The 25,513-nt window shown below is 67.6% G+C and carries 22 protein-coding genes; 8 read left to right on the top strand and 14 right to left on the bottom strand.

Annotated elements, in window-relative coordinates; translation table 11 throughout:
• Nucleotides 1-13 precede the first annotated feature (13 nt).
• Nucleotides 14-973, top strand: a complete 960-nt coding sequence (locus tag QT386_RS15970; protein WP_289274737.1) for an MBL fold metallo-hydrolase — start codon at nucleotides 14-16, stop codon at nucleotides 971-973.
• A gap of 109 nt (nucleotides 974-1,082) precedes the next feature.
• Nucleotides 1,083-1,763 (top strand): DUF4336 domain-containing protein, encoded by a 681-nt coding sequence (locus QT386_RS15965; RefSeq protein ID WP_289274736.1) that lies wholly within the window; start codon nucleotides 1,083-1,085, stop codon nucleotides 1,761-1,763.
• Between the two features lie 41 nt (nucleotides 1,764-1,804).
• Here the strand turns inward: QT386_RS15965 and QT386_RS15960 are convergent, their stop codons facing one another.
• Both QT386_RS15960 and ppsA read right to left on the bottom strand, forming a co-directional pair.
• Complete coding sequence (locus QT386_RS15960; protein ID WP_289274735.1) at nucleotides 1,805-2,458, bottom strand: ribonuclease T2; 654 nt, start codon at nucleotides 2,456-2,458, stop codon at nucleotides 1,805-1,807.
• On the bottom strand, nucleotides 2,458-4,833 hold the full coding sequence (gene ppsA, locus QT386_RS15955) for a phosphoenolpyruvate synthase (protein WP_289274734.1): 2,376 nt from the start codon (nucleotides 4,831-4,833) through the stop codon (nucleotides 2,458-2,460). Before ppsA ends, QT386_RS15960 begins: the two co-directional genes overlap by 1 nt.
• Before the next feature lie 77 nt (nucleotides 4,834-4,910).
• On the opposite strand from ppsA, the gene QT386_RS15950 reads away from it, so the two are divergent.
• The 4 genes from QT386_RS15950 (at nucleotide 4,911) to recR (ending at nucleotide 9,580) form a co-directional block, all read left to right on the top strand.
• Entirely contained in the window at nucleotides 4,911-5,750 is an 840-nt protein-coding gene (locus QT386_RS15950; RefSeq protein WP_289274733.1) for a pyruvate, water dikinase regulatory protein, read from the top strand.
• A 119-nt stretch (nucleotides 5,751-5,869) separates the two neighbouring features.
• Nucleotides 5,870-7,195 (top strand): alkaline phosphatase PhoX, encoded by a 1,326-nt coding sequence (locus tag QT386_RS15945; protein ID WP_289274732.1) that lies wholly within the window; start codon nucleotides 5,870-5,872, stop codon nucleotides 7,193-7,195.
• A gap of 46 nt (nucleotides 7,196-7,241) precedes the next feature.
• Entirely contained in the window at nucleotides 7,242-8,933 is a 1,692-nt protein-coding gene (locus QT386_RS15940; RefSeq protein WP_289274731.1) for an alkaline phosphatase, read from the top strand.
• A 44-nt stretch (nucleotides 8,934-8,977) separates the two neighbouring features.
• Nucleotides 8,978-9,580: a recombination mediator RecR gene (gene recR, locus QT386_RS15935; RefSeq protein WP_289274730.1), complete on the top strand. Its 603-nt coding sequence runs from the start codon at nucleotides 8,978-8,980 to the stop codon at nucleotides 9,578-9,580.
• Nucleotides 9,581-9,656: 76 nt separating this feature from the next.
• On the opposite strand, the gene QT386_RS15930 is transcribed toward recR, so the two are convergent.
• A complete protein-coding gene (locus tag QT386_RS15930) occupies nucleotides 9,657-9,995 on the bottom strand; it encodes a 4a-hydroxytetrahydrobiopterin dehydratase (RefSeq protein WP_289274729.1) in 339 nt (112 codons plus the stop codon).
• A gap of 52 nt (nucleotides 9,996-10,047) precedes the next feature.
• Here QT386_RS15930 and orn point away from each other — a divergent pair, with 52 nt between their 5' ends.
• A complete protein-coding gene (orn, locus tag QT386_RS15925) occupies nucleotides 10,048-10,620 on the top strand; it encodes an oligoribonuclease (RefSeq protein WP_289274728.1) in 573 nt (190 codons plus the stop codon).
• Nucleotides 10,617-11,363, top strand: a complete 747-nt coding sequence (locus tag QT386_RS15920) for a MipA/OmpV family protein (RefSeq protein ID WP_289274727.1) — start codon at nucleotides 10,617-10,619, stop codon at nucleotides 11,361-11,363. Before orn ends, QT386_RS15920 begins: the two co-directional genes overlap by 4 nt.
• A gap of 3 nt (nucleotides 11,364-11,366) precedes the next feature.
• On the opposite strand, the gene QT386_RS15915 is transcribed toward QT386_RS15920, so the two are convergent.
• From QT386_RS15915 to kdpB, 11 genes are all read right to left on the bottom strand, one after another.
• Nucleotides 11,367-12,752, bottom strand: a complete 1,386-nt coding sequence (locus QT386_RS15915) for an ATP-binding protein (protein ID WP_289274726.1) — start codon at nucleotides 12,750-12,752, stop codon at nucleotides 11,367-11,369.
• Nucleotides 12,731-13,408 carry a response regulator transcription factor gene (locus tag QT386_RS15910; protein WP_289274725.1) on the bottom strand — a complete coding sequence of 226 codons (678 nt, stop codon included), beginning with the start codon at nucleotides 13,406-13,408 and terminating at the stop codon, nucleotides 12,731-12,733. The genes QT386_RS15915 and QT386_RS15910 overlap by 22 nt, the downstream gene beginning before the upstream one ends.
• A gap of 16 nt (nucleotides 13,409-13,424) precedes the next feature.
• Nucleotides 13,425-13,562 carry a hypothetical protein gene (locus tag QT386_RS15905; RefSeq protein ID WP_165797467.1) on the bottom strand — a complete coding sequence of 46 codons (138 nt, stop codon included), beginning with the start codon at nucleotides 13,560-13,562 and terminating at the stop codon, nucleotides 13,425-13,427.
• A gap of 142 nt (nucleotides 13,563-13,704) precedes the next feature.
• A complete protein-coding gene (locus QT386_RS15900; protein WP_289274724.1) occupies nucleotides 13,705-14,049 on the bottom strand; it encodes a hypothetical protein in 345 nt (114 codons plus the stop codon).
• Nucleotides 14,050-14,146: 97 nt separating this feature from the next.
• On the bottom strand, nucleotides 14,147-15,496 hold the full coding sequence (locus QT386_RS15895; protein WP_289274723.1) for a DUF1329 domain-containing protein: 1,350 nt from the start codon (nucleotides 15,494-15,496) through the stop codon (nucleotides 14,147-14,149).
• Nucleotides 15,493-18,108, bottom strand: a complete 2,616-nt coding sequence (locus tag QT386_RS15890) for an efflux RND transporter permease subunit (RefSeq protein ID WP_289274722.1) — start codon at nucleotides 18,106-18,108, stop codon at nucleotides 15,493-15,495. Before QT386_RS15890 ends, QT386_RS15895 begins: the two co-directional genes overlap by 4 nt.
• 126 nt (nucleotides 18,109-18,234) lie before the next feature.
• The gene (locus tag QT386_RS15885; RefSeq protein WP_289274721.1) at nucleotides 18,235-19,302 is read right to left on the bottom strand and encodes an efflux RND transporter periplasmic adaptor subunit; all 1,068 of its coding nucleotides are present in this window, start codon (nucleotides 19,300-19,302) and stop codon (nucleotides 18,235-18,237) included.
• 75 nt (nucleotides 19,303-19,377) lie between these two features.
• Entirely contained in the window at nucleotides 19,378-20,067 is a 690-nt protein-coding gene (locus tag QT386_RS15880; protein ID WP_289274720.1) for a response regulator, read from the bottom strand.
• Complete coding sequence (locus QT386_RS15875) at nucleotides 20,067-22,754, bottom strand: sensor histidine kinase KdpD (RefSeq protein ID WP_289274719.1); 2,688 nt, start codon at nucleotides 22,752-22,754, stop codon at nucleotides 20,067-20,069. The genes QT386_RS15880 and QT386_RS15875 overlap by 1 nt, the downstream gene beginning before the upstream one ends.
• Before the next feature lie 75 nt (nucleotides 22,755-22,829).
• Complete coding sequence (kdpC, locus tag QT386_RS15870) at nucleotides 22,830-23,453, bottom strand: potassium-transporting ATPase subunit KdpC (RefSeq protein WP_289274718.1); 624 nt, start codon at nucleotides 23,451-23,453, stop codon at nucleotides 22,830-22,832.
• 12 nt (nucleotides 23,454-23,465) lie between these two features.
• On the bottom strand, nucleotides 23,466-25,505 hold the full coding sequence (gene kdpB, locus QT386_RS15865) for a potassium-transporting ATPase subunit KdpB (protein ID WP_289274717.1): 2,040 nt from the start codon (nucleotides 25,503-25,505) through the stop codon (nucleotides 23,466-23,468).
• Nucleotides 25,506-25,513 lie beyond the last annotated feature (8 nt).

Genomic DNA, 25,513 nt, shown 5'->3' with positions numbered 1-25,513 from the left:
TCCGGACGAAGCCATGAACGCCACGTCACTCCCGCCGGCCCAGGACCTGGGCCACGGCATCACCTGCATCGACACCCTCCAGGAGCGTCCGGGCCTGGCCTGCTGCTACCTGATGGGCCGCGAGGGCGAGTACGCCTTCATCGAGGCCGGCACCGCCCATGGCGTGCCGCGCCTGCTGGCGTTGCTGGCGGAACGTGGCATCGCGCGCGAGCAGGTCCGGTACGTCATCCCCACGCACGTGCACCTGGACCATGCCGGCGGTGCCGGCGTGCTGATGCGCGAGCTGCCTGTGGCGAAGCTGGTGGCGCATCCGCGCGGCGCGCGCCACCTGATCGACCCGTCCAAGCTGATCGCGGGCGCGGAGGCGGTGTACGGCAAGGCAGCCGTCGGCGAGATGTACGGCGAGATCGCCGCGATCCCCGAGGACCGCGTCATCGTGGCCGGAGACGACCAGGTGTTGCCGCTGGGCAAGGGCGAGCTCCGCTTCATCGACTCCCCGGGCCATGCGCGGCACCACTTCAGCATCTGGGACGAGACCAGCCGCGGTTTCTTCACCGGCGACACCTTCGGCCTGTCCTACCGAGAGTTCGATGGTCCCGGTGGCCCTTACCTGTTCCCGACGACCACGCCGGTGCAGTTCGAGCCTGAGGCCTGGTTCGGCACGCTGGACCGCTATCTCTCCTTCAAGCCCGAGCGTATGTTCCTGACCCACTTCAGCGTGGTGGAGAACGTGCAGAAGCTCGCGGCAGACCTGCGCGAGGGCCTGCAGCGCTACGTGGCGCTGGCCACGCCACTGCGCGCGGCGCCGCAGCGCCACGAGGCCCTGCTGGAGGCGCTGAACCAGGATGCACTGGCGTCGCTGCGCAGGCTCGGCAGCACGATGCCGGAGGCGAGGGTGCGCGAGCTGCTGGCCTTCGACACCGAGCTGAACGCCCAGGGCCTGGAGGTCTGGCTGGACAAGCCGGCGGCCTGACGATCCTGGTGGAAGCGGCTTGAGGTCAGGGTACGGTCAGCCGCATCCGCGAAGGATCATTTCGGGCCGGGCCTGTCGTAAGCTCGGGCCAACGACAGGGGAGAGCCATATGAGCCATTTGATCCCGGTGGCGGAAGGCATCTGGTGTGCCGCCGCGCCGCAGACCTTCATCGCCTTCCACATCGGCACGCGCATGACCGTCGTGCGCCTGTCCAGCGGCGGCCTGCTGTTGCATTCGCCGGTGCCGATCACGGCGGAACTGCGTGCCGAGATCGACGCCCTGGGGGCGGTGAAGCACATCGTCTGCCCGAACCTGTTCCACCACCTCTACGCCGGCCAGGCCTCAGCGGCCTGGCCGCAGGCCTTGCTGCATGGTCCGGCGAAGCTGCACGCCAAGCGTCGCGACCTGGTGTTCCAGGCGGTGCTGACGGAACAGCCACATGCCGACTGGGCGGCCGACTTCGAGCTGCTGACCATCGAGGGCTGCCTGCTGGGCGAGACGGTGTTCTACCACCGGCAGACGCGCACACTGATCGCCGCGGACCTGGTGGAGAACTTCAGGGATGCGCCGCACGCGCCGACGCGCTGGTACCTGAAGCTCGGCGGTCTGCTCGGCAACGTCGGCTGGCATCCGCTGTTGCGGCTGGTCTACGTGCAGCGCCGCAAGGCGCGCGCCTGCATCGATCGCCTGCTGCAATGGCCCTTCGAGCGCTTGGTGCTGGCGCACGGCGAGGTCATCGAGCGCGACGCGCGCGAGCAGGTGCGGCTGGGGATGAGCTGGTTGAGATGAAGCAACTCCCGCCCGGCTTTGCCCGGGCGGGAGGATGAGACTCAGCGGCGGCCCGGCGTGCTCGGGCGGATGCTGACGGCACCGCGGCAGCGGTCGCTGACATCGCGGCCGCATTCACGGAAGGCGAATTCCTGGTTGAGGCAGATGCGCACCTCGCTGAGCCAGCGGCTCTTGCAGCTCAGTGCGATGCCCTCGGCGGTTAGCCCGGGATTGGCCTTCATGAAGTTGCGCTCGATCTCGGCTACGTTGGTGGTGATCGGCTTGGCCGGCGCGGCATAGACCTCCGGGATCACGATACGGCGGCGCGCCCGCTCGGTCTGCAGGAAGTACTCCTTCACGTCCAGCCCGGTGCAGGCGCCGTGCTTGCGCCACTCGTGGTCGATCAGGCGCTCGCTGGGCATCAGCGGCAGCATGCGCTCCACCAGGTTGGCCGGCACGCGATCCACGCGCTTGCAGTCGCGCGGGTAGCCGATCTCGTACTGCGGCCACAGGCCATGCACCACGAACTGGTAGGCGCGCTCGCACTGCTGCTCGCCATCGCTCTTGGCGGACGCGCAGTACTCGGGCGACCAAGACAGGGCCAGGATCCAGTAGTCGAAGGAAGCGGCCGCCTTCGCAGGCGGCGCCTCCGCTCGGCAGGCCGCCGACGAGACCGCCAGGCACAGGCCCAGCAGCAGCTTGGCGAGCAAACGCATCAGCCGGCCTTCTGGCCGGCCAGGAACAGCCAGGTCTCCACCACGGTGTCCGGGTTGAGCGACATGGACTCGATCTTCTGGTCCAGCAGCCACTTGGCCAGTTCCGGGTGATCCGAAGGGCCCTGGCCGCAGATGCCGATGTACTTGTTGTGCTTGCGGCAGGCGGCGATCGCCATGCTCAGCATGGCCTTGACTGCCTCGTTGCGCTCGTCGAACAGGTGGGCGATCAGGCCGGAGTCACGGTCCAGGCCCAGGGTCAGCTGGGTCATGTCGTTGGAGCCGATCGAGAAGCCGTCGAAGTACTCGAGGAACTGCTCGGCCAGCACGGCGTTGCTGGGCAGCTCGCACATCATGATCAGCTGCAGGCCGTTTTTGCCGCGCTCCAGGCCATTGGCCTTGAGGATCTCGCCGACCTGGCGGGCCTCGTCGAGCGTGCGCACGAAGGGCACCATGATCTTGATGTTGGTCAGGCCCATCTCGTCGCGCACGTACTTCAGCGCCTGGCATTCCATCTCGAAGCAGGGGCGGAAAGACTCGCTGATGTAGCGCGAGGCGCCGCGGAAGCCCAGCATCGGGTTCTCTTCATGCGGCTCGTAGCGGCGGCCGCCGACGAGGTTGGCGTATTCGTTGGACTTGAAGTCCGACAGGCGCACGATCACCGGCTCCGGCGCGAAGGCGGCGGCAATGGTGGCGATGCCCTCGGCCAGGCGCTTGACGAAGTAGTCCACCGGCTTGCCGTAGGGCGCGATCATCGGGTCGATGATGCGGCGCACGTCCGGAGCCTGGCTTTCCAGCTCCAGCAGTGCCTGCGGGTGGATACCGATCTGGCGGTTGATGATGAACTCCAGGCGCGCCAGGCCCACGCCCTTGTGCGGCAGCGAGGCGAAGTCGAAGGCCTGCTCCGGCGTGCCGACGTTCATCATAATCTTGACCGGGATGTCCGGCATCTTGTCCAGCGCGATCTCGTCCACCGCGAAATCGATGTGGCCGGCGTAGACGTTGCCGGTGTCGCCCTCGGCGCAGGACACGGTCACGTCCATGCCGTCCTTGAGCTTCTCGGTGGCGTCGCCGCAGCCGACCACGGCGGGGATGCCCAGCTCACGCGCGATGATCGCGGCATGGCAGGTGCGGCCACCGCGGTTGGTCACGATGGCGCTGGCGCGCTTCATGATCGGCTCCCAATCGGGGTCGGTCATGTCGGTGACGAGCACGTCGCCGTTCTGCACGCGGGTCATTTCGGCGATGGAGGTCAGGATGCGTACCTTGCCGGCGCCGATCTTCTGGCCGATGGCGCGGCCGGTGCTCAGCAGCTCGCCCTTGCCCTTGAGCTTGTAGCGGCGCAGCGTGTTGGCGGCGGTGCGGGACTGCACGGTCTCCGGACGGGCCTGCAGGATGTAGATCTGGCCGTCGATGCCGTCCTTGCCCCACTCGATGTCCATCGGGCGACCGTAGTGGTCCTCGATGATCAGGGCCTGCTTGGCCAGCGCCTCGATCTCGGCGTCGTTGAGGCTGAAGCGGTTGCGCTCCTCGCTCGATACCGGGGTGAACTCGACGGTGCGGCCGAGCTTGCGGTCGGCCGAGTAGACCATCTTCTTGGCCTTTTCACCCAGGCCGCGCTTCAGGATCGCCGGGCGGTTGGCGCGCAGGTTGGGCTTGTAGGCGTAGAACTCGTCCGGGTTGACGGCGCCCTGGACCACGGCCTCGCCGAGGCCGTAGGAAGAGGTGATGAACACGGCTTCACGGAAGCCGGACTCGGTGTCCATGGTGAACATCACGCCGGAGGCGCCCTTGTCGGAACGCACCATGCGCTGCACGCCGGCTGAGAGGGCCACGGCGGCATGCTCGAAGTTGTGGTGCACGCGGTAGGCGATGGCACGGTCGTTGAACAGGGAGGCGAAGACCTCCTTGATGCCGTGCAGGACGTTGTCGATGCCCTGGACGTTCAGGAAGGTTTCCTGCTGGCCGGCGAAGGAGGCGTCCGGCAGGTCCTCGGCGGTGGCGGAGGAGCGCACGGCCACCGAGATCTCGGCGGTGGATTCGGCCAGCAGCTTGCCGTAGGCCTCGCGGATGTCCTTTTCCAGGGCGGCGGGGAAGGGCGCCTTGATGCAGGCCTCGCGGATCGCCTTGCCGACCTTGGCCAGCTCGACCACGTCCTCGATGTCCAGCTTGCCCAGCATGTCGTTGATGCGGGCGGCCAGGCCCTCGTGGGACAGGAACTCGCGATAGGCGGCGGCCGTGGTGGCGAAGCCGTTGGGCACCTTGACGCCGCTGGCGGCCAGATTGCTGATCATTTCGCCGAGGGAGGCATTCTTGCCGCCAACAATCTCGACGTCGTGCATGCCGAGTTCGGAGTACCAGAGGACGTTTTGGCTCACGTTCTTTCCTGTTGCGTAGCTGGGGGCGTGCGCGGGACGCACGTTATGGTTTATAAGGGGCAGGACCACACAAACTATTGAAACACAACACAATGACGCCGCTGCGCCACGTTTTCTTCGTTTCCGACGGCACCGGTATCACCGCCGAGACCCTGGGCCACACGCTGCTGACCCAGTTCGAGGCAGTGGAATTCAAGACCACCACGCTGCCCTTCGTGAATACACCCGAGAAGGCGCGTAGCACGCTGGACTTCATCAACTTCATCGCCAAGGACGCTGGCCTGCGGCCGCTGATCTTCAGCACCACGGTCAACGACGAGGTGCGCGCTATTTTACGCACCGCGGAGGCGCTTTTCCTGGATTTGTTCGATTTGATGATCCATACCATCGAATTGGAGCTCGGGGTGGCCTCTACCCACGCCCAGGGCCGGGCCCACGGCATGGCCAACCAGCAGAAGTACAACTCGCGCATTTCGGCGATGAACTACGCCATGGAGCACGACGACGGCCAGTCCACCCGCGACCTGGCCCGGGCCGATGTGATCCTGATTGCGCCCTCGCGCTGCGGCAAGACCCCCACCAGCCTCTACCTGGCCCTGCAGCACGGCCTGTTCGCCACCAATTTCCCGCTGACCGAGGACGACCTGGAGCAGCAGAAGCTGCCCGGCAGCCTGCGGGGCCTGGAGAACAAGTGTTTTGGCCTCACCTCCGAGCCCGAGCGGCTGTCGCAGATCCGCAGCGAGCGCCGGCCGGGGTCCAAGTACGCCTCCCTGGCCCAGTGCGCCTATGAGCTGCGCCAGGCCGAGCAGCTCTACCGCCGGGCCCAGGTGCCGTTCCTGAACTCCGCCAACATGTCGATCGAGGAGATCGCCACCCTGGTGATGCAGGAGAAGAACTTGCGCAAGCCGACCTTCTAGGCGTCTTGCAGGAAAAATCTCTCCGTTGGCGTTGACTGTCATCCGGACGTCATCAGGCTGACATACTCTTGGCAGGACAGCAGCCTCACCAAGCCACTGTTTTTCTGGAGAGTTTCGACATGACACGCCTCATCGCGCCGGCCTATGGCCCGGTATCGCGCCGTGATTTCCTGCGTACCGTGTTCTGGACCGCCGGTGCCGCCGGCACCCTGGGCCTGGCGGGCTGCAGCGGCAGCAGCGACTCGATCGGTGGGGGCGGGGCTTCCGTCGCGAGCCGCTTCGCCAGCATGGGCCCCTTGCAGGCCCCGGACGCCAACGGCCTGCGCCTGCCGGCCGGGTTCAGCTCCCGGGTGATCTCGGTGTCCGGCCAGCTGGTGCCGGGCAGCCTGAACCTCTGGCACACCTTCCCGGACGGCGGCGCCACCTTCGCCACGCCGGACGGTGGCTGGGTGTACACCTCCAACTCCGAATTCCCCTTGATCGGTGGCGTCGGCGCGGTGAAGTTCGACGCGCAGGGCAACATCGTCGACTCCTACCGCATCCTTCATTTCACCAGCAGCAACTGCGCGGGCGGCAAGACCCCCTGGGGCACCTGGCTGTCTTGCGAGGAGGTGGACAGTGGCCGGGTCTGGGAATGCGACCCGCAGAAGGCCGGCAATGGCACGGTCCGGCCGGTGCTGGGCATCTTCAAGCACGAGGCGGTGGCCGTGGACCCCGAGCACCGCCAGCTGTTCCTGACCGAGGACACCGGCGGCGGTCGCTTCTACCGCGTGACTCCCACCGAGGCCGACTGGCCGGTGGGCGCCGAGCGTCCGGCGCTACAGGAGGGCAAGCTGCAGGTGCTGCGCTTCTCGGAACTGGCGGTGAACCAGTATCCGCCGGAGGACTTCGACCTGAGCCGCCCGCGGGCCGTGGTCTGGGAAGACGCGGTGGACCCGGGCAGCGCCCAGGCCGGCGTGCGCGATCGCCTCGGCGACGCGGCCCCGGGCACGGTGTTCAAAGGCGGCGAGGGCCTGTGGTACTTCAAGGGCCTGGTGTACTTCTCGACCAAGGGCGACAACCGCATCTGGTGCCATGACACCCGCGCGCAGACGCTCGAGGTGATCTACGACTTCAACAGGGCCACCGGCGAGGACAAGATTCTCAGCGGCGTCGACAACCTCACGATCAGCGAGCACGGCGACGTGCTGGTGGCCGAGGACGGCGGCGACATGCAGATCTGCGTGATCCTGCCAAACCGCCGCGTGCTGCCCCTGCTGCAGGTGACCGATGCCGACGGCAAGCCGGACCTGGAATCCGAGATCACCGGCCCGGCCTTCTCGCCGGACGGCAAGCGCCTGTACTTCAGCGCGCAGCGCAGCGGGCGCGTGGGCCGCGGCGGCACTGGCATCACCTTCGAGGTGACCCTGCCGTTCTCGGCCTGCCCCAGCGGCATCTGCCCCTGAGCGGGCGCCTGATCCTTCCTGATTTTCGTCCACTGAGGAAAGCTGCATGTCCGGACCGCGCCGTCGTTCCACCCGCCGCAAGAGCGGCCTAAGCCGCCGCGACTTTCTGCGCCGCGCCGGCGGCGTTGCCGCCTTCGGCGCGCTGCCGCTGCTGCCGGGTTGCGGCAACTCCGATCCCGTTGGAGGCGGCGGCGACGCCAAGTTCCTGCACGGTGTCGCCAGCGGCGATCCGCTGTCGGACCGCGTGATCCTGTGGACCCGTGTCACCACGGCGGCCGAGCGCGCCTCGGTGAGCTACGAGGTGGCCAGCGATGCGGATTTCCGCAGCATCGTCAGCCGCGGCAGCTTCATCACCGACGCGGCGCGCGACTACACGGTGAAGGTGGATGCGGCTGGCCTGCAGCCGGCCACCACCTATTACTACCGCTTCCGCGCCGGCGCGCAGACCTCGCCGGCCGGGCGCACGCGCACGGCGCCCTCGGGCGCCGTGGATCGCCTGCGCGTCGGCGTGGTGTCCTGCTCCAGCTATGCCCATGGCTACTTCAACGCCTACCGCAAGCTGGCGCAGCGCGCCGATCTGGACGTGGTGCTGCACCTGGGCGACTACATCTACGAATACGGCACCGGCGAATACGGCAGCGTTCGCCCGTACGAGCCCGACCACGAGATCCTGACGCTGGCCGACTACCGTACGCGCCACGCCTACTACAAGCGCGAGCCGGACGTGCTGGCGGTGCACCGCCAGCACCCGTTCATCACGATCTGGGACGACCATGAGACCGCCGACAACAGCTGGCAGGGCGGTGCCGCCAACCACACCGAAGGTGCGGAAGGCGAGTGGGCGCTGCGCAAGGCCTGGGCGATCCAGGCCTATCACGAGTGGATGCCGATCCGCACGCCTGACCTGGCCAACCCCGAGCGCATCTACCGCAGCTTCCGTTACGGCGACCTGGCCGAGTTCACGATGCTGGATACCCGCATCATCGGCCGCGACCTGCAGGCCTCGCTGGTGGATGCCGGCAGCATCAACGACCAGGATCGCCAGCTGATCGGCGAGACGCAGCGCAACTTCCTGGCCACCACGCTGGCCAATGCCGGCGACGTGAAGTGGAAGTTCCTCGGCCAGCAGGTGATGTTCGGCCAGCTGCGCGTCGGCCTGCCGGAGCTGTCGCTGCTGACCAACATACCGGTGCCACAGCTGCAGACGCTGCTGCAGGGCCTGCCCCTGGTCAGCACCGGCGGCCTGGTGATCAATACCGACCAGTGGGACGGCTACCGTGCCGAGCGCCAGCGCGTGCTGGACCTGATCTCGGGCCTGGACCTGGACAACGTGGTGGTGCTGACCGGCGACATCCACAGCTCCTGGGCCATGGATATCTCGAACGATCCGAACAACCCGCTGGTCTACAACGCCATCACCGGCGACGGCTCGCGGGCGGTGGAGTTCGTCTGCACCTCGGTGACCTCGCCGGGCCTGGAGCCGCTGAATCCACTCGCCGGTGCGCTGCGCCTGCTGAACCCGCACATGAAGTACGTGGACGTCGCCCGCAAGGGCTACCTGCTGCTGGACATCGTCCCGGAGAAGGTCACCGGCGAATTCTGGTACGTGGATACGGTGGAGTCGGTCAGTGAGAGCGAGAGCTTCGGCACCGCCTTCGCCACGGTGGATGGCAGCAACCGCCTGAGCTCGGCGGGGCAGACGGAGCCGAAGCCGGGGGCTCCGGCACTGGTGGCTTGAACGAAGCCGCGCTGACAGGCCGGATGGCGGGGTAAAATCCCGCCATGTCCGCCTATTCCCCCCGTCTCAGCCGCCTGATCGAAGCCCTGCGCCGCCTGCCGGGCGTCGGGCCCAAGTCGGCACAGCGCATGGCTTTCCACCTGCTGGACCGTGATCGACAGGGTGCCCAGCTGCTCGGCGAGACCCTGATCGAGGCCCTGGGCGGCATCGGCCGTTGCTCCAGTTGCCGCATGTTCTGCGACGAGGGCGAGAGCTGCCGCTACTGTTCCGCCTCCCGCACCGGCGCTGGCCAGCTCTGCGTGGTGGAGTCGCCAGCCGACCTGATGGCGATTGAAAGCGGCACCTCCTACCGCGGGCGCTACTTCGTGCTGATGGGGCGCCTGTCGCCGCTGGACGGCATCGGCCCCGAGGAGCTGGGGCTGGACCGGCTGCAGGCGCAACTGGCGGCAGGCGACGTACAGGAAATGATCATCGCCACCAATCCCACGGTGGAGGGCGAGGCCACGGCCTACTACCTGGCGGAACTGGCGCGCGGGCGGGGCATCAAGGTGACCCGCATCGCCCATGGCGTGCCCATGGGCGGGGAGCTGGAGTACGTGGACGGCGGCACGCTGGCGCATGCGCTGAGCGGGCGTACGCCGGTCTGACCGCGAGCAACCCGTAGGAGCGGCCGCTGGCTGCGAATCACCATATCGCGGTCAATAGTCGCTCCTGCACGCCGGTTTACTCCGCCAGCAGCCTCTCCACCTTGGCGGCGCAGATGAAGTCGTTCTCGGTGAGACCGTTCACCGCGTGGGTCCACCAGCTGACCTTGGCGATCTTGTAGCCGAAGTCGATGTCCGGGTGGTGGTTCTCGGAATGCGCGACCCAGGCCACGGCGTTGACGAAGGCGGTGGTCTGGTAATAGTTGCGGAACGTGAACTCGGCACTGAGCAGCTTGCCCTCGCGCAGCAGGCGCCAGCGCTCCGGCAACTGCTCCTTGAGCTTCATGCAAGCCGCAAGGTCCAGCGGCTTGGCCTCGCCCTCGCAGGAGACGCAGCGCTTGGAGGCGAGGTCGGACATAGGGGCTCCCCTGGATTAAGATGGGCGATTATCGCCTAAACTGCCCTCCGACATGCCTGCCCATGCTTCCAACCTGATCTGGATCGACCTCGAGATGACGGGGCTGGTGCCCGAGCGCCATCGCATCATCGAGATCGCCACCATTGTCACCGACCAGAACCTCCGCGTGCTGGCGGAAGGCCCGGTCCTCGCCGTGAAGCAGAGCGACGAGGAGCTCGCGGCGATGGACGAGTGGAACACCCGCCAGCACGGCGGCTCCGGCCTGACCCAGCGCGTGCGCGACAGCCTGCTGGACGACGCGATGGTGGAGCAGCAGACCCTGGATTTCCTGGCGCAATGGGTGCCGGCCGGCAAGTCGCCGATGTGCGGCAACTCCATCTGCCAGGACCGCCGTTTCCTGGCGCGCTGGATGCCCCGCCTGGAAAAGCACTTCCACTACCGCAATCTCGACGTCAGCACGCTCAAGGAGCTGTGCTCGCGCTGGACGCCCGCGATCTCCAAGGGTTTCGTGAAGTCGTCGACGCATCTGGCGCTGGACGACGTGCGTGACTCCATCGCGGAGCTGCGCTACTACCGCCAGAATTTCCTGATCGCCGCTGCACAACCGGCCACGGAGGCCCCATGAACATCCGCAAGACCCTCGCCGCATCGTTGCTCGTTGCTGCCGCCACACCGGCGCTGGCGCAGCAGGGTGATTACGTCAGCTTCGGTGCCGGCGCGCTGATTTTCGACCAGGTCTATGTCGGCAACGACGCCGATGTGATCGGGCTACCGTTCGTACAGGGGCAGTACGGGGACTTCTTCCTGCAGGGCCTGACCCTGGGCTGGTCCTTCCTGAAGGAAGAGCGCTACCGCGTCTCGCTGCTCGGCAATTTCCGCCTCAACAGCCTGGAGGCCAGCGACCTGGATCCGCCGCTGGCGATCGAAGAGCGCAAGCGTACCTTCGAAGGCGGCGTGGGCCTGACCATGCCCTTGTCGGAGCACCTGGTACTGGATACCCACGTGCTGGCGGACCTGCTGGACCGCCACGGCGGCTACGAAGTGGGCCTGCGCCTGTCGCGTCCCTCGATCATCGGCGACTTCGTGCTGGTACCCAGCGTCGGTGCCAGCCTGTTGAGCGAGGACTTCACCGCCTACTACTACGGCCTCAAGCCGGGCGAAGCCGGCTTTGCCACGGGCTACGAGCCGGGCAACGTCGTGGTGCCGCAACTGGGCCTCAGTGCCTTCTACCCGCTGACGCCTCGCTGGACCCTGACCGGCCTGCTCGGTGGCCGTTACCTGGGCAGCGACATCGAGGACAGCCCGCTGGTCGACTCGGAGTGGGAAAGCACGCTGTTCATCGGCGCCAGCTACCGGCTGCCGCTCTGACGCCTACCGCAGCGGCAGGGTTGCCGTGACCTTGCCGCCGCCCAGGGCCTCGGAGCGTCCCAGATCCAGCTGGCCCTCGTAGGCCTTCACCAGTTCCGATACCGCGGCCAGTCCGATGCCCTGGCCGGGGGTCTGGTCGTCGGCACGCACGCCGCGCTGCAGCAGGAGCTCCGGGTTCTCCGGGAAACCGGGGCCGTTGTCCTCCACCACCAGGCTGCAGCGGTTGTCCGCCAGGCGGCTGGAGACGCGCACCTGGCCGTTGCCGTACTTGACGGCGTTGTCCAGCAGGTTGCCGATCAGTTCGTAGAGGTCCCCCTGATCGGCGCGCAGCTTCAGGTTGGGCGTCAGCTGCAGGTCGAAATGCGGGTTTTTGTCGGCGTAGACCTTGGTCAGGGCGCCGGAAATCTTCTCGATCAGCGGACGCACGCGCAGCGGCTTGCTCAGGGTGCGGGTGCCTGCGGCGGCGGCGCGGCGCAATTGGTGGTCCACGATGCGCTGCATGCGCGTGACCTGCTCCTGCAGCTGTTCGCGCTGGGGCGAGGCAAAGCCGCGCTCCTGCGACATGCCGGACAACACCGCCAGCGGCGTCTTCAGGGTGTGGGCGAGGTCGCCCAGGGCATTGCGGTAGCGCAGCTGCTGGTTGCGCTCGTTGACGATCATGGCGTTGAGGTCATGCGTCAGCGGCCGGATCTCGTCGGGGTAGTGCCCGGCGATCTCGTCCTGCATGCCGGCCTCGATCTCCTGCAGCTCGCGGCCCAGGCGCAGCAGCGGCGCCAGGCTCCAGCGCTGCAGGAACAGCAGTGTCGCGGTGAGCGCCATGGCGGTGCCGCCGAGCCAGCCCCAGAGGGTGCGGCGGAAGATCGACATCTGCTCGCGGTAGCCCTTGGTGGTTTCCAGCACCACGATGTTGTAGCGCCGCGGGTCGCGTGCCAGGTCGATCCAGCGCAGGCCGAAGCTCAGCGAGAAGACATCCGGGTTGGTCAGGCGCTCGAACTGCCACTGTCCGACCTCGGTCAGCGCCGGGGCGGGGAGGTCCAGGAAGGCGGCCGAGCTCCATACGGCATGGCCGCGTTCGTCAAATAGCGCGGCGTCCAGGCCCGACAGCGGCTGGCGCAGGCGCGGGTCGGGCACGGCGTCCAGGGCGATGCTGAGCTCGCCGTCCTCGCGCGGCGCCGCGGACCCGAGCAGGGCATAGACCAGGCCCTTGAGCTTCTCCTCCTCGGCCGTCAGCAGGCTGCTGCGGAAGGCCTGGTCCAGCGCGTAGGCGGTCAGTGCCACGAAAGCCGTCAACACCAGCGCAGACGCCGTCAGCAGACGGCCGCGCAGCGAGTTGCGGATCACGCCCGGGATCGGCAGGCGGGCGAGTTTCAGGCGCGTGGCAGATCCCAACGGTAGCCGGCGCCGCGCAGCGTGGTGATCGGGTTGTACTGGCTGTCCGGGTCGAGCTTGGTGCGCAGTCGCCGGATGAAGACCTCGATCACGTTGCTGTCGCGTTCCTCGTCCTCGGTGTAGAGGTGCTCGGTCAGCTCGGACTTGGAGATCACCTTGCCGGCATGGGTCAGCAGGTACTCCAGCACGCGGTATTCGAAGCTGGTCAGCTCCACCGGCTTGCCGTCAGCCAGCACCGACTTGGCGGCGGTGTCGAGGACGTAGGGGCCTGACTCCATCTTGGACTGCGCCCAGCCGCCGCTGCGGCGCAGCAAGGCACGCACGCGGGCCAGCAACTCCTCGCGGTGGAAGGGCTTGACCAGGTAGTCATCCGCGCCGGCTTCCAGGCCCTCGACCTTGCTCTGCCAGCCGTCGCGGGCGGTCAGGATCAGGATCGGGAACTTGCGGCCGGCCGCGCGGGCGCGGCGGATGATGTCCAGGCCGTTGCCCTTGGGCAGGCCGAGATCGACGATGGCCACGTCCGCGGGATATTCCTCGGCCATGTAGCCGCCTTGCTCGCCATCGGAGGCGGAGTCCACGGCAAAGCCTTCTTCCGAGAGGAAGTTGACGACCTGGGCCTGCAGGGCCGGATCATCCTCGATCACCAGTGCGCGCATGTTGTGGTTCTAGTGGCTAATCAGGGGAAACGTGGACGGTGCGGACCTCACCATCCTTGAGCAGCTTCACGCGGTAACCGCCGAAGCCGTCCTGGTCGATCGCCAGCACGCGTCCGCCGTGCTTGCGCTGCGCGCGATCGGCGGCGTCCCTCATGGTCATACCCTTGGCAGGCCCGGCATCCCGGGTGCCTCGGTAGTCCATGTTGGCCCGCTCGTTCCGCGGCTCGGCCGAAGCCGAACCGGCAACCAGGGCGCCCAGGAGTATCAGTAGCAGGGTTCCACGGCCGCGCATGGGCTTACTGTAGCCTTATCGCGGTGCTACGGCCACGGTCGCGCACCGCCAGCCGCTCGCCGGGCTCGTAGGGCAGGCGCGTGTTGTAGACCCGGCCGTCGTAGTGGTACTGCACGTCATAGCCCTCGACGCGCTGCTCCTTGCGCCAGGCCGTCACGGTACGGCAGGCGGCCTCCTGCTCGTCGCCCGCCTGCTGCGGCTCATCGCACTGGCGATGCCGCTCGGCGATGCGCACCTCACCGTAGACCGGGCGGCTGCTAATCACCTGGGCGAAGGCGCTCGGGTTGTCGGCGGGCAGTGCGGCCATCGGCAGGCAGGCTAGGATCAGTAGGGCAAGGGTCTTGTTCATGGCTGGCAGACGCTAGCCTATGAAACAGAAGCTGAATTCTCTCTTAACTTGTTGGGCTGAACGCGGGCTTAATGAAGCGCCATCCGGTCCTGCAGGCCTACTTCTGGGAGGTGGTGGCGAACTTCTTCAACGTCGCCGGAGAGAAGTAGCCGGGGCTCTCTTCCCAGTCGTACTCGATCAGCTTCTTTTCCTCATTGGTGAGGTTGGTGGCGACGTAGCGGCGCGACTGCAGGTCGTAGTGCACCTGCACTCCGTTGACCACCACCGGCACGTTGGCAAAGGCGATGGAGTGCGACTCCGCCGTGCGCCAGAACTGGTTGCGCTCGTCATAGATGTCCTGGGCGTGGACGATCCAGGAATCCTCGTCGAGGTAGAAGGTGCGCTTCTTGTAGCGGTGGGCGAAGCCGGCCTTGACCTCGGCCTCGATCACCCAGACCCGGTGCAGCTCGTAGCGCGCGAGGTCCTGGTTGATGTGGCCCTTGCCGACGATGTCCTTGTACTTCACCGCCGGGTCGTAGAGCTTGTAGCTGTTGTAGGGGATGATCATCTCCTTCTTGCCCAGGAGCTTGATCGTGTAGCGGTCCAGCGGACCGTTGAACATGTCGATCTGGTCGTGCGTCATCAGGCCGTCGAACAGCGGGTTGTCATAGCCCACCTCGCCGATACGGCGCGCGCGGCCGACGCTGTTGTTGTAGACCCAGACGCCGGTCTGGTCCTTGATGCGGTCCAGCGGCACGTGCAGCAGATGCGCCTCGCCGGCCTTGTTGGGCGGCGACACCACCTTGGTCAGGGCGTAGACGTTCATGCCCTTGAGCGTGTCCGCGGTGGTCTTGGGGTTGTTATAGACGAAGCTCAGTTCCAGGTAATCGCGCTCCACCACGTAGGAGCCATCGGCATTGGTCGCGGCCATGTTGAGGAAGCCGCGGAAGCCCTTGGTGTTGTAGCGCAGGATGTGGTTCCACATCACCTCGGTGCCGTTCTTGGGGATCGGGAACGGGTAGCCCTGGGTGGTGCAGCAGAAACCGTAGCCGTTGTTGTTCAGCTCCACCGTGGTGGCGTTCCTCTTGGTCGCCTCGTAGAACCAGGCCGGGTAGCTGGCGCTGCGCCGGGTGGGGTAGACCAGCATCTTGTAGCTGGACGGGAAGGTCTTGAACAACTGACGGTGGCCCTCGGTCAGCTGGTCCTTGTACTGCTCGACGTTCTTGGCCGTGATGGTGTACAGCGGCTTGTCGGCGGTGTAGGGATTGCTGCCACGGGGCATGGGATTCTGCGGCAGGCCGCCGTCCCAGGCGGGGATGGTGCCGGCGGCGTTTCCGGCGGCCTCCGCACCCATCGGCGTCAGTTCCTTGCCCAGCTTGGCCGCCTCGGCCGCGCTGACCTTGGCCTGCGCGGGCAGGGCGAATGCTGCCAGCAGGGCGGCGAGGGCGATGATCGGGCTTCTCTTCATGGCGTCTGGCCTCCTCGGCCGTGCGCGGGCGCTGTTTCTTCTTCGATTGTGCCGCCGGCCGAAGGTTCTTGTCTTTCCTGCCGCAGGACGGCCCAGGCCAGCGCCGGCAGCAGCAGGATGGCGCCGAACAGGTTGGTGGTGAACATGAACAGCAGCAGCAGGCCCATGTCGTGCTGGAACTGCAGGTCGGAGAACAGCCAGGTGACCACCGCGATGATCAGCGACAGCGAGGTGAATATCACCGCCTTGCCGGTATGCCGCAGCGCCTCCAGGTAGGCCTGGCGCAGCGGCAGGCCGCTGGCCAGCATCGCCGCTAGCACGCTCCACAGGTAGATGCCGTCGTCCACGCCGATGCCGACACCGAATGCCGCCACCGGCAGGGTGGCGGATTTCATGCCGATGCCGATGGTGGCCATGCCGCCGTAGGTCAGCAGCGAGCACAGCACCAGCGGGCCGATGATGCAGATGACGCTGGCCAGCGAGCGGAAGGAGATCCAGACGAAGATCAGCAGGGTCAGGTGCACCCAGACGATCACCACGATCTCGCGGGCGCGGATCTCCTCGTTGGTGGCGGCCATCACGCCGACGTTGCCGGACGCCAGCTTGAACTCTACGCCGCTGTCGCGGTTGGCTTCATCAAAGGCCTTGGTGGCGTCGACGATGCGCTGGATCGTCTCGGCGCGGTGATCGCGCGTGAAGATCAGCACCGGCATCACGCTGCAGTCGGGATTGTTGAGCCCCAGCGAGGAGGGCACCATGCCGGCGACGTTGCCGAAGCCCTCCTGGTTGCGCGGCAGCACGCGCCACTTGGGAGCGTCCTCGAACCAGGCGCCGCGGATCATGCGCGCGAGCTGCGGCAGTGCCAGCACTGACTGCACACCCTCGGTGTTCTGCATGTGCCAAGCGAAGCGGTCGATGGCCTCCATCTTATCCGGCATGACGCAGCCATATTCGCCGGCCACCGCCAGTACCTTGAGCAGGTCCACGCCGATGGCGAAGTTGGAGACGATGGCCTGCGAATCGCGGTTGTAGCGGCCGTCGGGTTTCAGTTCCGGCACGCCAACCTGCTGGTCGCCGATGGTCAGCTGCGGGTACATCCAGATCGCCCAGGCCAGCGACACCAGGGCGATGCCGATAGTGGGGATCGCGAACTTGCGCTCGGCAAAACGGGCCAGCTTGCGCCACAGCCGGTCGCCGAGTTCCGCGCGCCGCTGTTGGCGCTGGCGGAACTGCTCCACGTCCGGCAGCGACACCCAGGTCAGCACGATCGGCAGCATCACCTTGTTGGTGACGATCACGGCGGCCATGCCCAGCGCCGCGTTGATCGCCATCTCGCGCACGATCTCGATGTTGATGAAGGCCAGCGTGGCGAAGCCGATGACGTTGGTCAGGATCGCGACCGTGCCGGGGATGAACAGGCGGCGGAAGGTCTCGATGCTGGCCTCCAGCGGATCACGCTGGTTGACCGCCACCTCGTTGCCCCAGCCGTTGATGTACTGCACGCCATGGGACACGCCGATCGACAGGATCAGGAAGGGCACCAGGATCGCGAAGGGGTCCAGGCCGAATCCGGCCAGGTGCAGCAGGCCCAGCTCCCAGATGACGGCCGTGACGGCGGCGGACAGCGGCAGCAGCGACAGCCGCCAGGAACCGCAGAAGGCCCACAGCAGCAGCATGGTCAGCACCAGCGCCACGAAGAAGAAGCCCACCACCTCCAGGCTGGCGTCGGTGACGTCGCCCACCACCTTGGCGAAGCCGATGATGTGGATGGTGAAGCTGGGATCGTAGTCCGGGTTGGCAGATTGGCGCAGGGTCAGCTCGCTGCGCTTGACGGTGCGCAAGGACTCGTCGGCCCGCTCACGGTCGGCGTTGATCTGGAAAAAACCCGGGGTCCAGGGAGGCGAGGAGTAGCGGGTGGACACGACCTCGCCGGCTTTGTAGCCCTCGATGTCGCGCTGCGCCACCCACTCCCAGCGCTGCGGGCTGGCGTAGCGGCCGCGGATGCGTTCCAGCTCGCGCGCCACCCAGCGGTAGTCCAGCTTCTCGCCGGTAGCCGGGTCGTGCTCCAGCAGTTCGCCGACGATCATGGCGCCGTTCTGGTCGGCCGAGACCAGGCGGCCGATGACGCCGGCCTTGGCCACGTTGCCGCGGATCAACTGCAGCGTTTCCGGTGTCGGCTGGTAGTTGCGCGGCACCACGTCGCCGGAGCCGAAGCCGCCTTCCACCACCTCGATGTAGCGCACGCCTGGCGTGAACAGCGAGGACACGCGCGAGCGATCGACCCCGGGCAGGAAGAACACGTCGTCGGTAATGCGGCGCAGGTGCTCCAGGAAGCGCGCCTCGTAGATGCCCTGTCCGTCGGCCGGATTCTTGCGGATCAGCGCGATAGAGATCAGGTTGGCGCCGCCGAAGGCCTGCTCGTATTGCTTGAACACCTTCATGTAGGGGTGTTCCAGCGGAATCTGCTTCTCGAAGCCGGCGTCGGGCTTGAGGTTCATCGCCGAGATGGCCATGCCCACCGTGATGGCGATCAACGCGACGAAGGTGAGGCGCCGCCGGCCGTATACCAGAGCGATGAAGAACCGCAGTATCGAATCGGCAGTGATTGCCACCGGGCTCCTCCACAATGCTTCTGCCGCCGTTCTGGTGGAATCGTGGCGGCCGGGTCCGGGTTCGTTCCCGGATTCAGGATCTTATTGTGGTCACGGAGGCGGGCAGGCTCAAGCGCCGGGCCTGCTTCAGGGCGGCGGCGAGGCCTGGTCCTGGCGGGCGGACACCACGCTGGCCCCGTTGGAGACCTTCTGCAGACCCGAGGTGACGATGGTTTCGCCGGCCTTCAGCCCGGAGGTGACCTCGGCACGGCCGGCCTGACGCTGGCCCAGCTTGATCTCGCGCTCCCGGGCAAGCCCATCCGCGATGACGTAGACGAACTGCTGCTCGCCGCGGGGGAACACGGCCTGTTCCGGCACCACGATCACCTGCTCGCGGGCTCCGGTCTGCAACCGGATGCGGGCGAACAGGCCCGGTCGCAGGCGTCCTTCGGCATTGGCCAGCCTTGCACGCAGGCCCACCGAGCGCGTGGTGTCGGCGACACGCGGCTCGATGGCATAGACCTCGCCGCGGAAGCGCTCTCCGGGCCAGGCGTCGAACTCGATATCGAGAGGCTGCCCCGTGGACAGTTGCGGCAAGGCCAGCTCCGGCACGCGGAAATCGATCTTGACGCTGGACATGGCCTCCAGGTTGACCAGGGCCTGTCCGGGATTCACGTAATCGCCGGGGCTGACCTGGCGCAGGCCGGCAACGCCGGAGAAGGGGGCGGTGATGAGGGTCTTGGCGAGCTGGGCCTGGGCCAGCGCCAGGCTGGCCGCGGCGGCCTCCTGGGCCGAGGCCAGGGTGTCACGTTCCTGCTGGCTGATCAGCTTGCGCTCGAACAGTTCCAGGCCACGCTGGTAGTTGCGCTGCGCCAGCGTGTACTCGGCAGTGGCCTGGCCGACCTGGGCGCGGTGCACGGCGGCATCCAATTCGAACAGGACCTGGCCGCGGGTGACCGGCCGGCCCTCCTCGAAGCCGACTCGGGAAATCCTGCCGGCGATCTCGGGGCTCAGCGTCACCGACTCGTCGGAGCGGACGCTGCCCACGGCCACGATTTCCTGCGACAGCGTTGCTGTGGTCACGGCTGCGGATTCCACGGCCACGGGTGGCTTGGCGGCCTTGGCGGCGCCCTGCTTTCCCCCCTGGGCCTTGTCGCAGGCGGAAAGGCTCAGGCAGGACAGCAGCAGCAGCGTCGGGAAGCGACGGAGGATCATCTGGGGTGGGTCGGGGGTCGGGCTTGGGTGCGGCTGAGCGGATTTCCCAAGCTTAGCAAGCTTTGCGACCTGTCCTTATTGCGATTCCCGGAGGCGATAGCCGACGCCCGGCTCGGTCACGATCAAGCTGGGGCGCTCCGGATCGGGCTCCAGCTTGGCGCGCAGCTGGCGGATGTACACCCTCAGGTACTGCACGTCGGCCTCCAGCTCGCTGCCCCAGACGGCCCGCAGCAGGTGGCGATGAGTCAACACTTTGCCGGCGTGCAGGACCAGCTGCTGCAGGATCTCGTATTCCTTGGGCGACAGATGCAGCTCCGCTCCGTCCAGCAGCACCTGGCGCCGCACCAGGTCCACCGCCAGGCGGCCGTTGCGGTAGACCGGCCGGGCACCCTGCTGCTGCAGGCGATGGCGCAGCGCGGCACGGATGCGCGCCATCAGCTCCTTGGCCCCGAAGGGCTTGGTGACGTAGTCGTCGGCGCCTTCATCCAGCGCCTGAACCTTGCCGGTCTCGCCGTCGCGGCTGCTGAGCACGATCACCGGTACCGGCGACAGGCCGCGGATATCGCGCAGCAGGTCCAGGCCATCGCGGTCGGGCAGGCCCAGGTCCAGCAGCACCAGGTCGGGCCGCTGCTCGCGCACTGCCTGCAGCGCGTGCGCGGCGTTGCCGGCTTCCAGCACCTCGAAGCGATGCGCGCCGAGCGTGGTGCGCAGCAGGCGCCGGATCGGCACCTCGTCGTCCACCACCAGGATCTTGCCGGCATCCATCACAAGGTCTCCGTCGGTGTCACGAACAGCGAGGATGGCAGCTCGATCTCGAACACGCTGCCGCTGCGCTCGCGCCGGTTGCGTGCGCGAATGCGCCCGCCCATGGCGTCGACGAAGCCGCGGCAGACCGCCAGGCCCAGGCCGATGCCGGCGCGCTGGCGGTCGCCGCCGCGGATGCGAAAGAAGGGGTCGAAGATGCGCTGCAGGTCGGCCTCCGGGATGCCCGTGCCCTCGTCGCGCACCTCCACCGACACGGCGTAGCGGTGCCTCTGCGCGGAGATCTCGATGCGCGAGCCCTCGGGCGCGTACTTGCCGGCGTTCTCCAGCAGGTTCACCAGTACCTGCTCCATCAGCACGAAATCCAGCGTCAGCATCGGCAGGTCCGGCGCATAGGCGGTGGTGACCGTGTGCCGCTCCAGCAGGCGCGCCGTGCGCTGCAGGGCCGAGCCGACGATCTCCTGCAGGTCGCAGCTTTCGCGCCGCGGCTGCAGGGCGCCGGCGTCGAGCCGCGTCATGTCCAGAAGGTTGCCGACGAAGCGGTGCATGCGCTCGGTCTCGTCCTGGGCGGTGGTCAGCAGTTCCTCGCGCTGTGCCTCGTCGTACATCGCACCGTAGGAGCGCAACGAGGAAATGGAGCCCATGATGCTGGCCAGCGGCGTACGCAGGTCGTGCGAGATGGAGGTCAGCAGCGCCGAGCGCAGCTGCTCGGTCTCCGCCAGCATGCGTGCCTGGTCGATCTGCCTGGCCAGGCGGATACGCTCCACCGTGATGGCTGCCAGGTCCGCGATGGTGTCGAGCATGCGGCGCTCCGAGGGCTGCAGCAGGGTGCTGCCGCCGTCGCGCTGTGCACCCAGCACGCCGACGATGCCGGAGGGCGTGCGCAGCGGCAGCCACAGGCGGCTGGCGCCGGGCAGGGTATCGGCACCATGGCCGGTGGCCTCGCCCTTCTCGAAGCACCACTGCGCCGCCGCCAGGTCCTTGTCGTCCAGGCCGCCTTCGGCGCGCAGGCGCTTGCCGTCCTCGTCCGGCAGCAGCAGCAGGCCTTGCAGGTCCAGGATGCGAGCGACCTGGCCGGAGGTGACCGCCAGCAGGTCCTCCAGCTTGCGCAGGCCGGCCAGGCGGCGCGTGAAGTTGAGCAGCTCGGCGTTGTCGTAGGCCTGCTCGCGGGTCGCCAGGCCCTGCTGGCGCAGCCGTGCCATGAGCTGGCTCACCACCACCGATACCGCGATGAAGAACACCAGAGACAGCACGTTGGCCGGATCGCCGACCGTGAAGGTGTAGCGCGGCCCCAGGAAGAAGAAGTTGTAGGCGGCGGAACTGGCCAGGGCCGCGTAGAGGCTGGGCACCATGCCGTAGCGGGTGGCGCTGAGCATCACTGCCGCCAGGAAGATCAGGGCCACGTTGTGCACCTGCGTCACGGCATGCAGCGACCAGCCCAGGGCCGTTGCCGCCGCCACCAGCAGGCTCACCGGCAACAGCGCCTGCAGGTTCCACCCCTCGGTGCCGCCGCGATGGCGCGCGGGGCGACGGCTGTCCGCCTGCGGGTCCGCCACCACGTGGATCGAGATGTTGCGCGCGCGCCGCACCAACTGGTCCACCACCGAGCCGTGCAGCAGTTCGAACCAGCGGCTGCGCCGCGACTTGCCGCTGACGATGTGCGTGATGTTGTGCTCGCGCGCATAGGCCAGCAGGTCGCCGGCGATATCGCTGCTGCCGGCGATCGACAGGGCATTGCCGTCGAGACGCTCGGCCAGGCGCAGGTTTTCGGCCACCTGGTCGCGTTGCGCCTCGTCCAGCTGCAGGCTGCGCGCGGTCTCCAGGTACAGCGCTGTCCAGGGGGCATCCAGGCGGTCAGCGAGGCGCTTGGCGTGGCGCACCAGCGCCTGCGAGCCGGGGGATTCGTTGACGCAGACCAGCACGCGGTCGCCGGCCGGCCAGACCTCCTCGATGCCATGGGTACGGCGATGCTGGCGCAACTGCCCGTCCACCTGCTCGGCGGTGCGGCGCAGTGCCAGCTCGCGCAATGCGGTGAGGTTGCCGGTGTTGAAGTAGCCCTGCAGCGCCCGCTCGCCGGCATCGCCCTGGTAGACCTTGCCCTCGCGCAGACGCTCGATCAGCTCCGCCGGCGTGATGTCGATGACCTCGAGTTCGTCGGCCAGGTCGAGGATCGCGTCCGGCACGGTCTCGCGCACGCGCACCCGGGTGATGCTGGCGACGACGTCGTTGAGGCTTTCCAGGTGCTGGATATTGAGGGTGGACCAGACGTCGATGCCGGCGGTCAGCAGCTCCTGCACGTCGAGATAGCGCTTGGGGTGCCGGCTGCCCGGCGCGTTGGTATGCGCCAGCTCGTCCACCAGCACCAGCTGTGGCCGGCGCGCGAGGATGGCGTCGAGATCCATCTCCTCCAGCTCGCGTCCCTCGTAGGGCACCCGGCGGCGCGGGACCAGGGGCAGGCCCTCCACCAGCGCCAGGGTCTCCCGCCGGCCATGAGTCTCGACGATGCCGATCACCACGTCGATGCCGTCGCGCTGCTTCTTGCGCGCGGACGACAGCATTTCGTAGGTCTTGCCCACGCCCGGCGCGGCACCGAGGAAGACCTTCAGCTTGCCGCGCTGCTCGCGTTGCGCGCGCTCCAGCAGCACCTCCGGCGAGGGGCGGTGCGGCTCGGTGGGGACGGTGCTGGTCATCGGCTCATTCTATGCACTCCGCCAACAAAAGCGGCGCACCCACGGAACGGGCGCGCTGCAGCCGGCCAGAAGGGCTCAGGGGCTGCCGGTCGCGTCCTTGCGGCCTGCAGCGTCCAGGGCCAGGTTCAGGGTCAGCACGTTCACTGCCGGCTCGCCCAGGAAGCCCAAGGCCCGGCCCTGGGTGTGTTCCCGGACCAGAAGCCGCACCCGGTCCGCCGGCAGGCCGCGGCTGGCGGCGATGCGCGCCACCTGGTACTCCGCCGCGGCCGGGCTGATGTGCGGGTCCAGGCCACTACCGGAGGCGGTCAGCAGGTCGGCCGGAATGGCTTGCCCAGGCTGATCCTGGGACAGGCGCTCCGCGTCACCGGCGATGCGCTCCATCAGCGCCTTGGACGTGGGGCCGTAGTTGGATCCGCTGGACGAGGCGGCGTCGTAGCCACTCGAGCCGGCACCCGAAGGGCGTCCCTGGAAGTACTGCGGCCCCTTGAATACCTGGCCCAGCAGCGCGGAGCCGACCACCCGGCCGTCGCGCTGCATCAGGCTGCCGCCGGCCTGCTGAGGGAAGAGCAGTTGCCCGATGCCGGACACAGCCAGCGGGTAGATCAGCCCCAGCAACAGCGTCATCAGCAGGAGCAGCACGAGGGCCGGGCGCAGTACGCCCGGTTCGGGCGGAGTATCGGTCAGTACATGAACGCGCATGATCGAGGCTCCTCAGGCCAGGCCGGCAGCCGCGACCAGCAGGTCGATCAGCTTGATGCCGATGAAGGGGACGACCAGGCCGCCGAGGCCATAGATCGCCAGGTTGCGGGACAGCAGGCGTGCGGCCGGGGCCGGCTTGTAGGCCACGCCGCGCAGCGCCAGCGGGATCAGCGCCAGGATGATCAGCGCGTTGAAGATGATGGCCGACAGGATCGCCGACTGCGGCGAGGCCAGGCCCATGACGTTCAACGCGCCCAGTTGCGGGTAGAAGGCGATGAACAGCGCCGGGATGATGGCGAAGTACTTGGCCACGTCGTTGGCGATGCTGAAGGTGGTCAGCGCGCCGCGGGTCATCAGCATCTGCTTGCCGATGCCAACGATCTCGATCAGCTTAGTCGGGTCCGAGTCCAGGTCCACCATGTTGCCGGCCTCGCGCGCCGCAGCGGTGCCGGTCTGCATGGCCACGCCGACGTCGGCCTGGGCCAGGGCGGGGGCGTCGTTGGTGCCGTCGCCGCACATGGCTACCAGCTTGCCCTTGGCCTGCTCGGCGCGGATCAGCTCCAGCTTCTTCTCGGGCGTGGCCTGGGCCAGGAAGTCGTCGACGCCGGCCTCGGCCGCGATGGCCGCGGCGGTCATCGGGTTGTCGCCGGTGATCATCACCGTGCGGATGCCCATCTCGCGCAGCTCGGCGAAGCGCTCGCGGATGCCCCCCTTGACGATGTCCTTGAGCTGCACCACGCCCAGCACGCGACCGTTGCGCGCCACCGCCAGCGGCGTGCCGCCGGTCTTGGCGATGCGCGCGGCGATCTCGTCCAGCTCCGTGGGGATGGCGTGCCCCGCCGGATGCGACTTCACGTAGTCCTGCACGGCATCGACGGCGCCTTTCCTGATTTCATGGCCATCGACATTTACGCCGGACATGCGCGTCTGCGCGGTGAAGGGGATGAACTTCGCGTGCAGGGGCGACATCTCGCGGCCGCGCAGGCCATGCTTCTGCTTGGCCAGGATCACGATGCTGCGACCCTCCGGCGTTTCGTCGGGGAGGCTGGAGAGTTGTGCCGCGTCCACCATCTCGTGCTCGTAGACGCCGGGCAGCGGATGGAAGGCGGTGGCCTGGCGGTTGCCGAGCGTGATGGTGCCGGTCTTGTCCAGAAGCAGGGTATCGACGTCACCCGCCGCCTCCACCGCGCGGCCGGACATGGCCAGCACATTGAAGCGCACCAGGCGGTTCATGCCGGCGATGCCGATGGCCGACAGCAGCGCGCCGATGGTGGTGGGGATCAGCGTGACGAACAATGCCGCCAGCACCATCACCGAGACATCGCCGCCTGCGTAGGCTGCAAAGCCCGGGATGGTGGCCACGGCCAGCACGAAGATCAGGCTCATGCCCGCCAGCAGCACGTTCAGGGCGATCTCGTTGGGAGTCTTCTGGCGCGCGGCACCTTCCACCAGCGAGATCATGCGATCCAGGAAGCTGGAGCCGCTGGCGGCGGTGATGCGCAGCTCGATGGTGTCGGACAGTACGCGCGTGCCGCCGGTGACGGCGGAGCGGTCGCCGCCGGCCTCGCGGATCACCGGGGCGGATTCGCCGGTGATGGCCGACTCGTCGACCGTGGCCACGCCGACCACCACGTCTCCGTCACCGGGAATGATCTCGCCGGCGCTGACGCGAACGCGGTCACCCACGCGCAGTTCGGTGGCATTGACCGTCTCGACCTGGCCATCGCGCAGGCGATTGGCCACGGTCTGGGTGCGGGTCTTGCGCAGTTCCGCCGCCTGGGCCTTGCCGCGACCCTCGGCGATCGCCTCGGCGAAGTTGGCGAACAGCACGGTGAACCACAGCCAGACGATCACCTGTCCGGAGAACAGCAGGCCGCCGGCACCGGTGAGGGCGTCGCGCAGGAACAGTACGGTGGACAGGGCCGCGACCAGGGCTGTGATGAAGATCACCGGGTTGCGCGCCAGCTTGCCGGGGGCCAGCTTGCGCAAGGCGTCCTTGGCAGCCAGCGCCAGCAGGGCGCGGTCGAACAGGGATTTGTTTTTCAGCGTCATGGATCAAG

The organism is Solimonas sp. SE-A11, from assembly GCF_030345715.1.
Lineage (GTDB): Bacteria > Pseudomonadota > Gammaproteobacteria > Nevskiales > Nevskiaceae > Solimonas_A.
This window is presented reverse-complemented; position numbering and strand designations above follow the sequence as displayed.

Coding starts and splice junctions, on each gene's coding strand:
- QT386_RS15970 (WP_289274737.1), top strand. CDS start 14: ATGAACGCCACGTCACTCCCGCCGGCCCAGGACCTGGGCCACGGCATC.
- QT386_RS15965 (WP_289274736.1), top strand. CDS start 1,083: ATGAGCCATTTGATCCCGGTGGCGGAAGGCATCTGGTGTGCCGCCGCG.
- QT386_RS15960 (WP_289274735.1), bottom strand. CDS start 2,458: ATGCGTTTGCTCGCCAAGCTGCTGCTGGGCCTGTGCCTGGCGGTCTCG.
- QT386_RS15945 (WP_289274732.1), top strand. CDS start 5,870: ATGACACGCCTCATCGCGCCGGCCTATGGCCCGGTATCGCGCCGTGAT.
- QT386_RS15940 (WP_289274731.1), top strand. CDS start 7,242: ATGTCCGGACCGCGCCGTCGTTCCACCCGCCGCAAGAGCGGCCTAAGC.
- recR (WP_289274730.1), top strand. CDS start 8,978: ATGTCCGCCTATTCCCCCCGTCTCAGCCGCCTGATCGAAGCCCTGCGC.
- QT386_RS15930 (WP_289274729.1), bottom strand. CDS start 9,995: ATGTCCGACCTCGCCTCCAAGCGCTGCGTCTCCTGCGAGGGCGAGGCC.
- orn (WP_289274728.1), top strand. CDS start 10,048: ATGCCTGCCCATGCTTCCAACCTGATCTGGATCGACCTCGAGATGACG.
- QT386_RS15920 (WP_289274727.1), top strand. CDS start 10,617: ATGAACATCCGCAAGACCCTCGCCGCATCGTTGCTCGTTGCTGCCGCC.
- QT386_RS15910 (WP_289274725.1), bottom strand. CDS start 13,408: ATGCGCGCACTGGTGATCGAGGATGATCCGGCCCTGCAGGCCCAGGTC.
- QT386_RS15905 (WP_165797467.1), bottom strand. CDS start 13,562: ATGAGGGACGCCGCCGATCGCGCGCAGCGCAAGCACGGCGGACGCGTG.
- QT386_RS15900 (WP_289274724.1), bottom strand. CDS start 14,049: ATGAACAAGACCCTTGCCCTACTGATCCTAGCCTGCCTGCCGATGGCC.
- QT386_RS15895 (WP_289274723.1), bottom strand. CDS start 15,496: ATGAAGAGAAGCCCGATCATCGCCCTCGCCGCCCTGCTGGCAGCATTC.
- QT386_RS15885 (WP_289274721.1), bottom strand. CDS start 19,302: ATGATCCTCCGTCGCTTCCCGACGCTGCTGCTGCTGTCCTGCCTGAGC.
- QT386_RS15880 (WP_289274720.1), bottom strand. CDS start 20,067: ATGGATGCCGGCAAGATCCTGGTGGTGGACGACGAGGTGCCGATCCGG.
- QT386_RS15875 (WP_289274719.1), bottom strand. CDS start 22,754: ATGACCAGCACCGTCCCCACCGAGCCGCACCGCCCCTCGCCGGAGGTG.
- kdpC (WP_289274718.1), bottom strand. CDS start 23,453: ATGCGCGTTCATGTACTGACCGATACTCCGCCCGAACCGGGCGTACTG.
- kdpB (WP_289274717.1), bottom strand. CDS start 25,505: ATGACGCTGAAAAACAAATCCCTGTTCGACCGCGCCCTGCTGGCGCTG.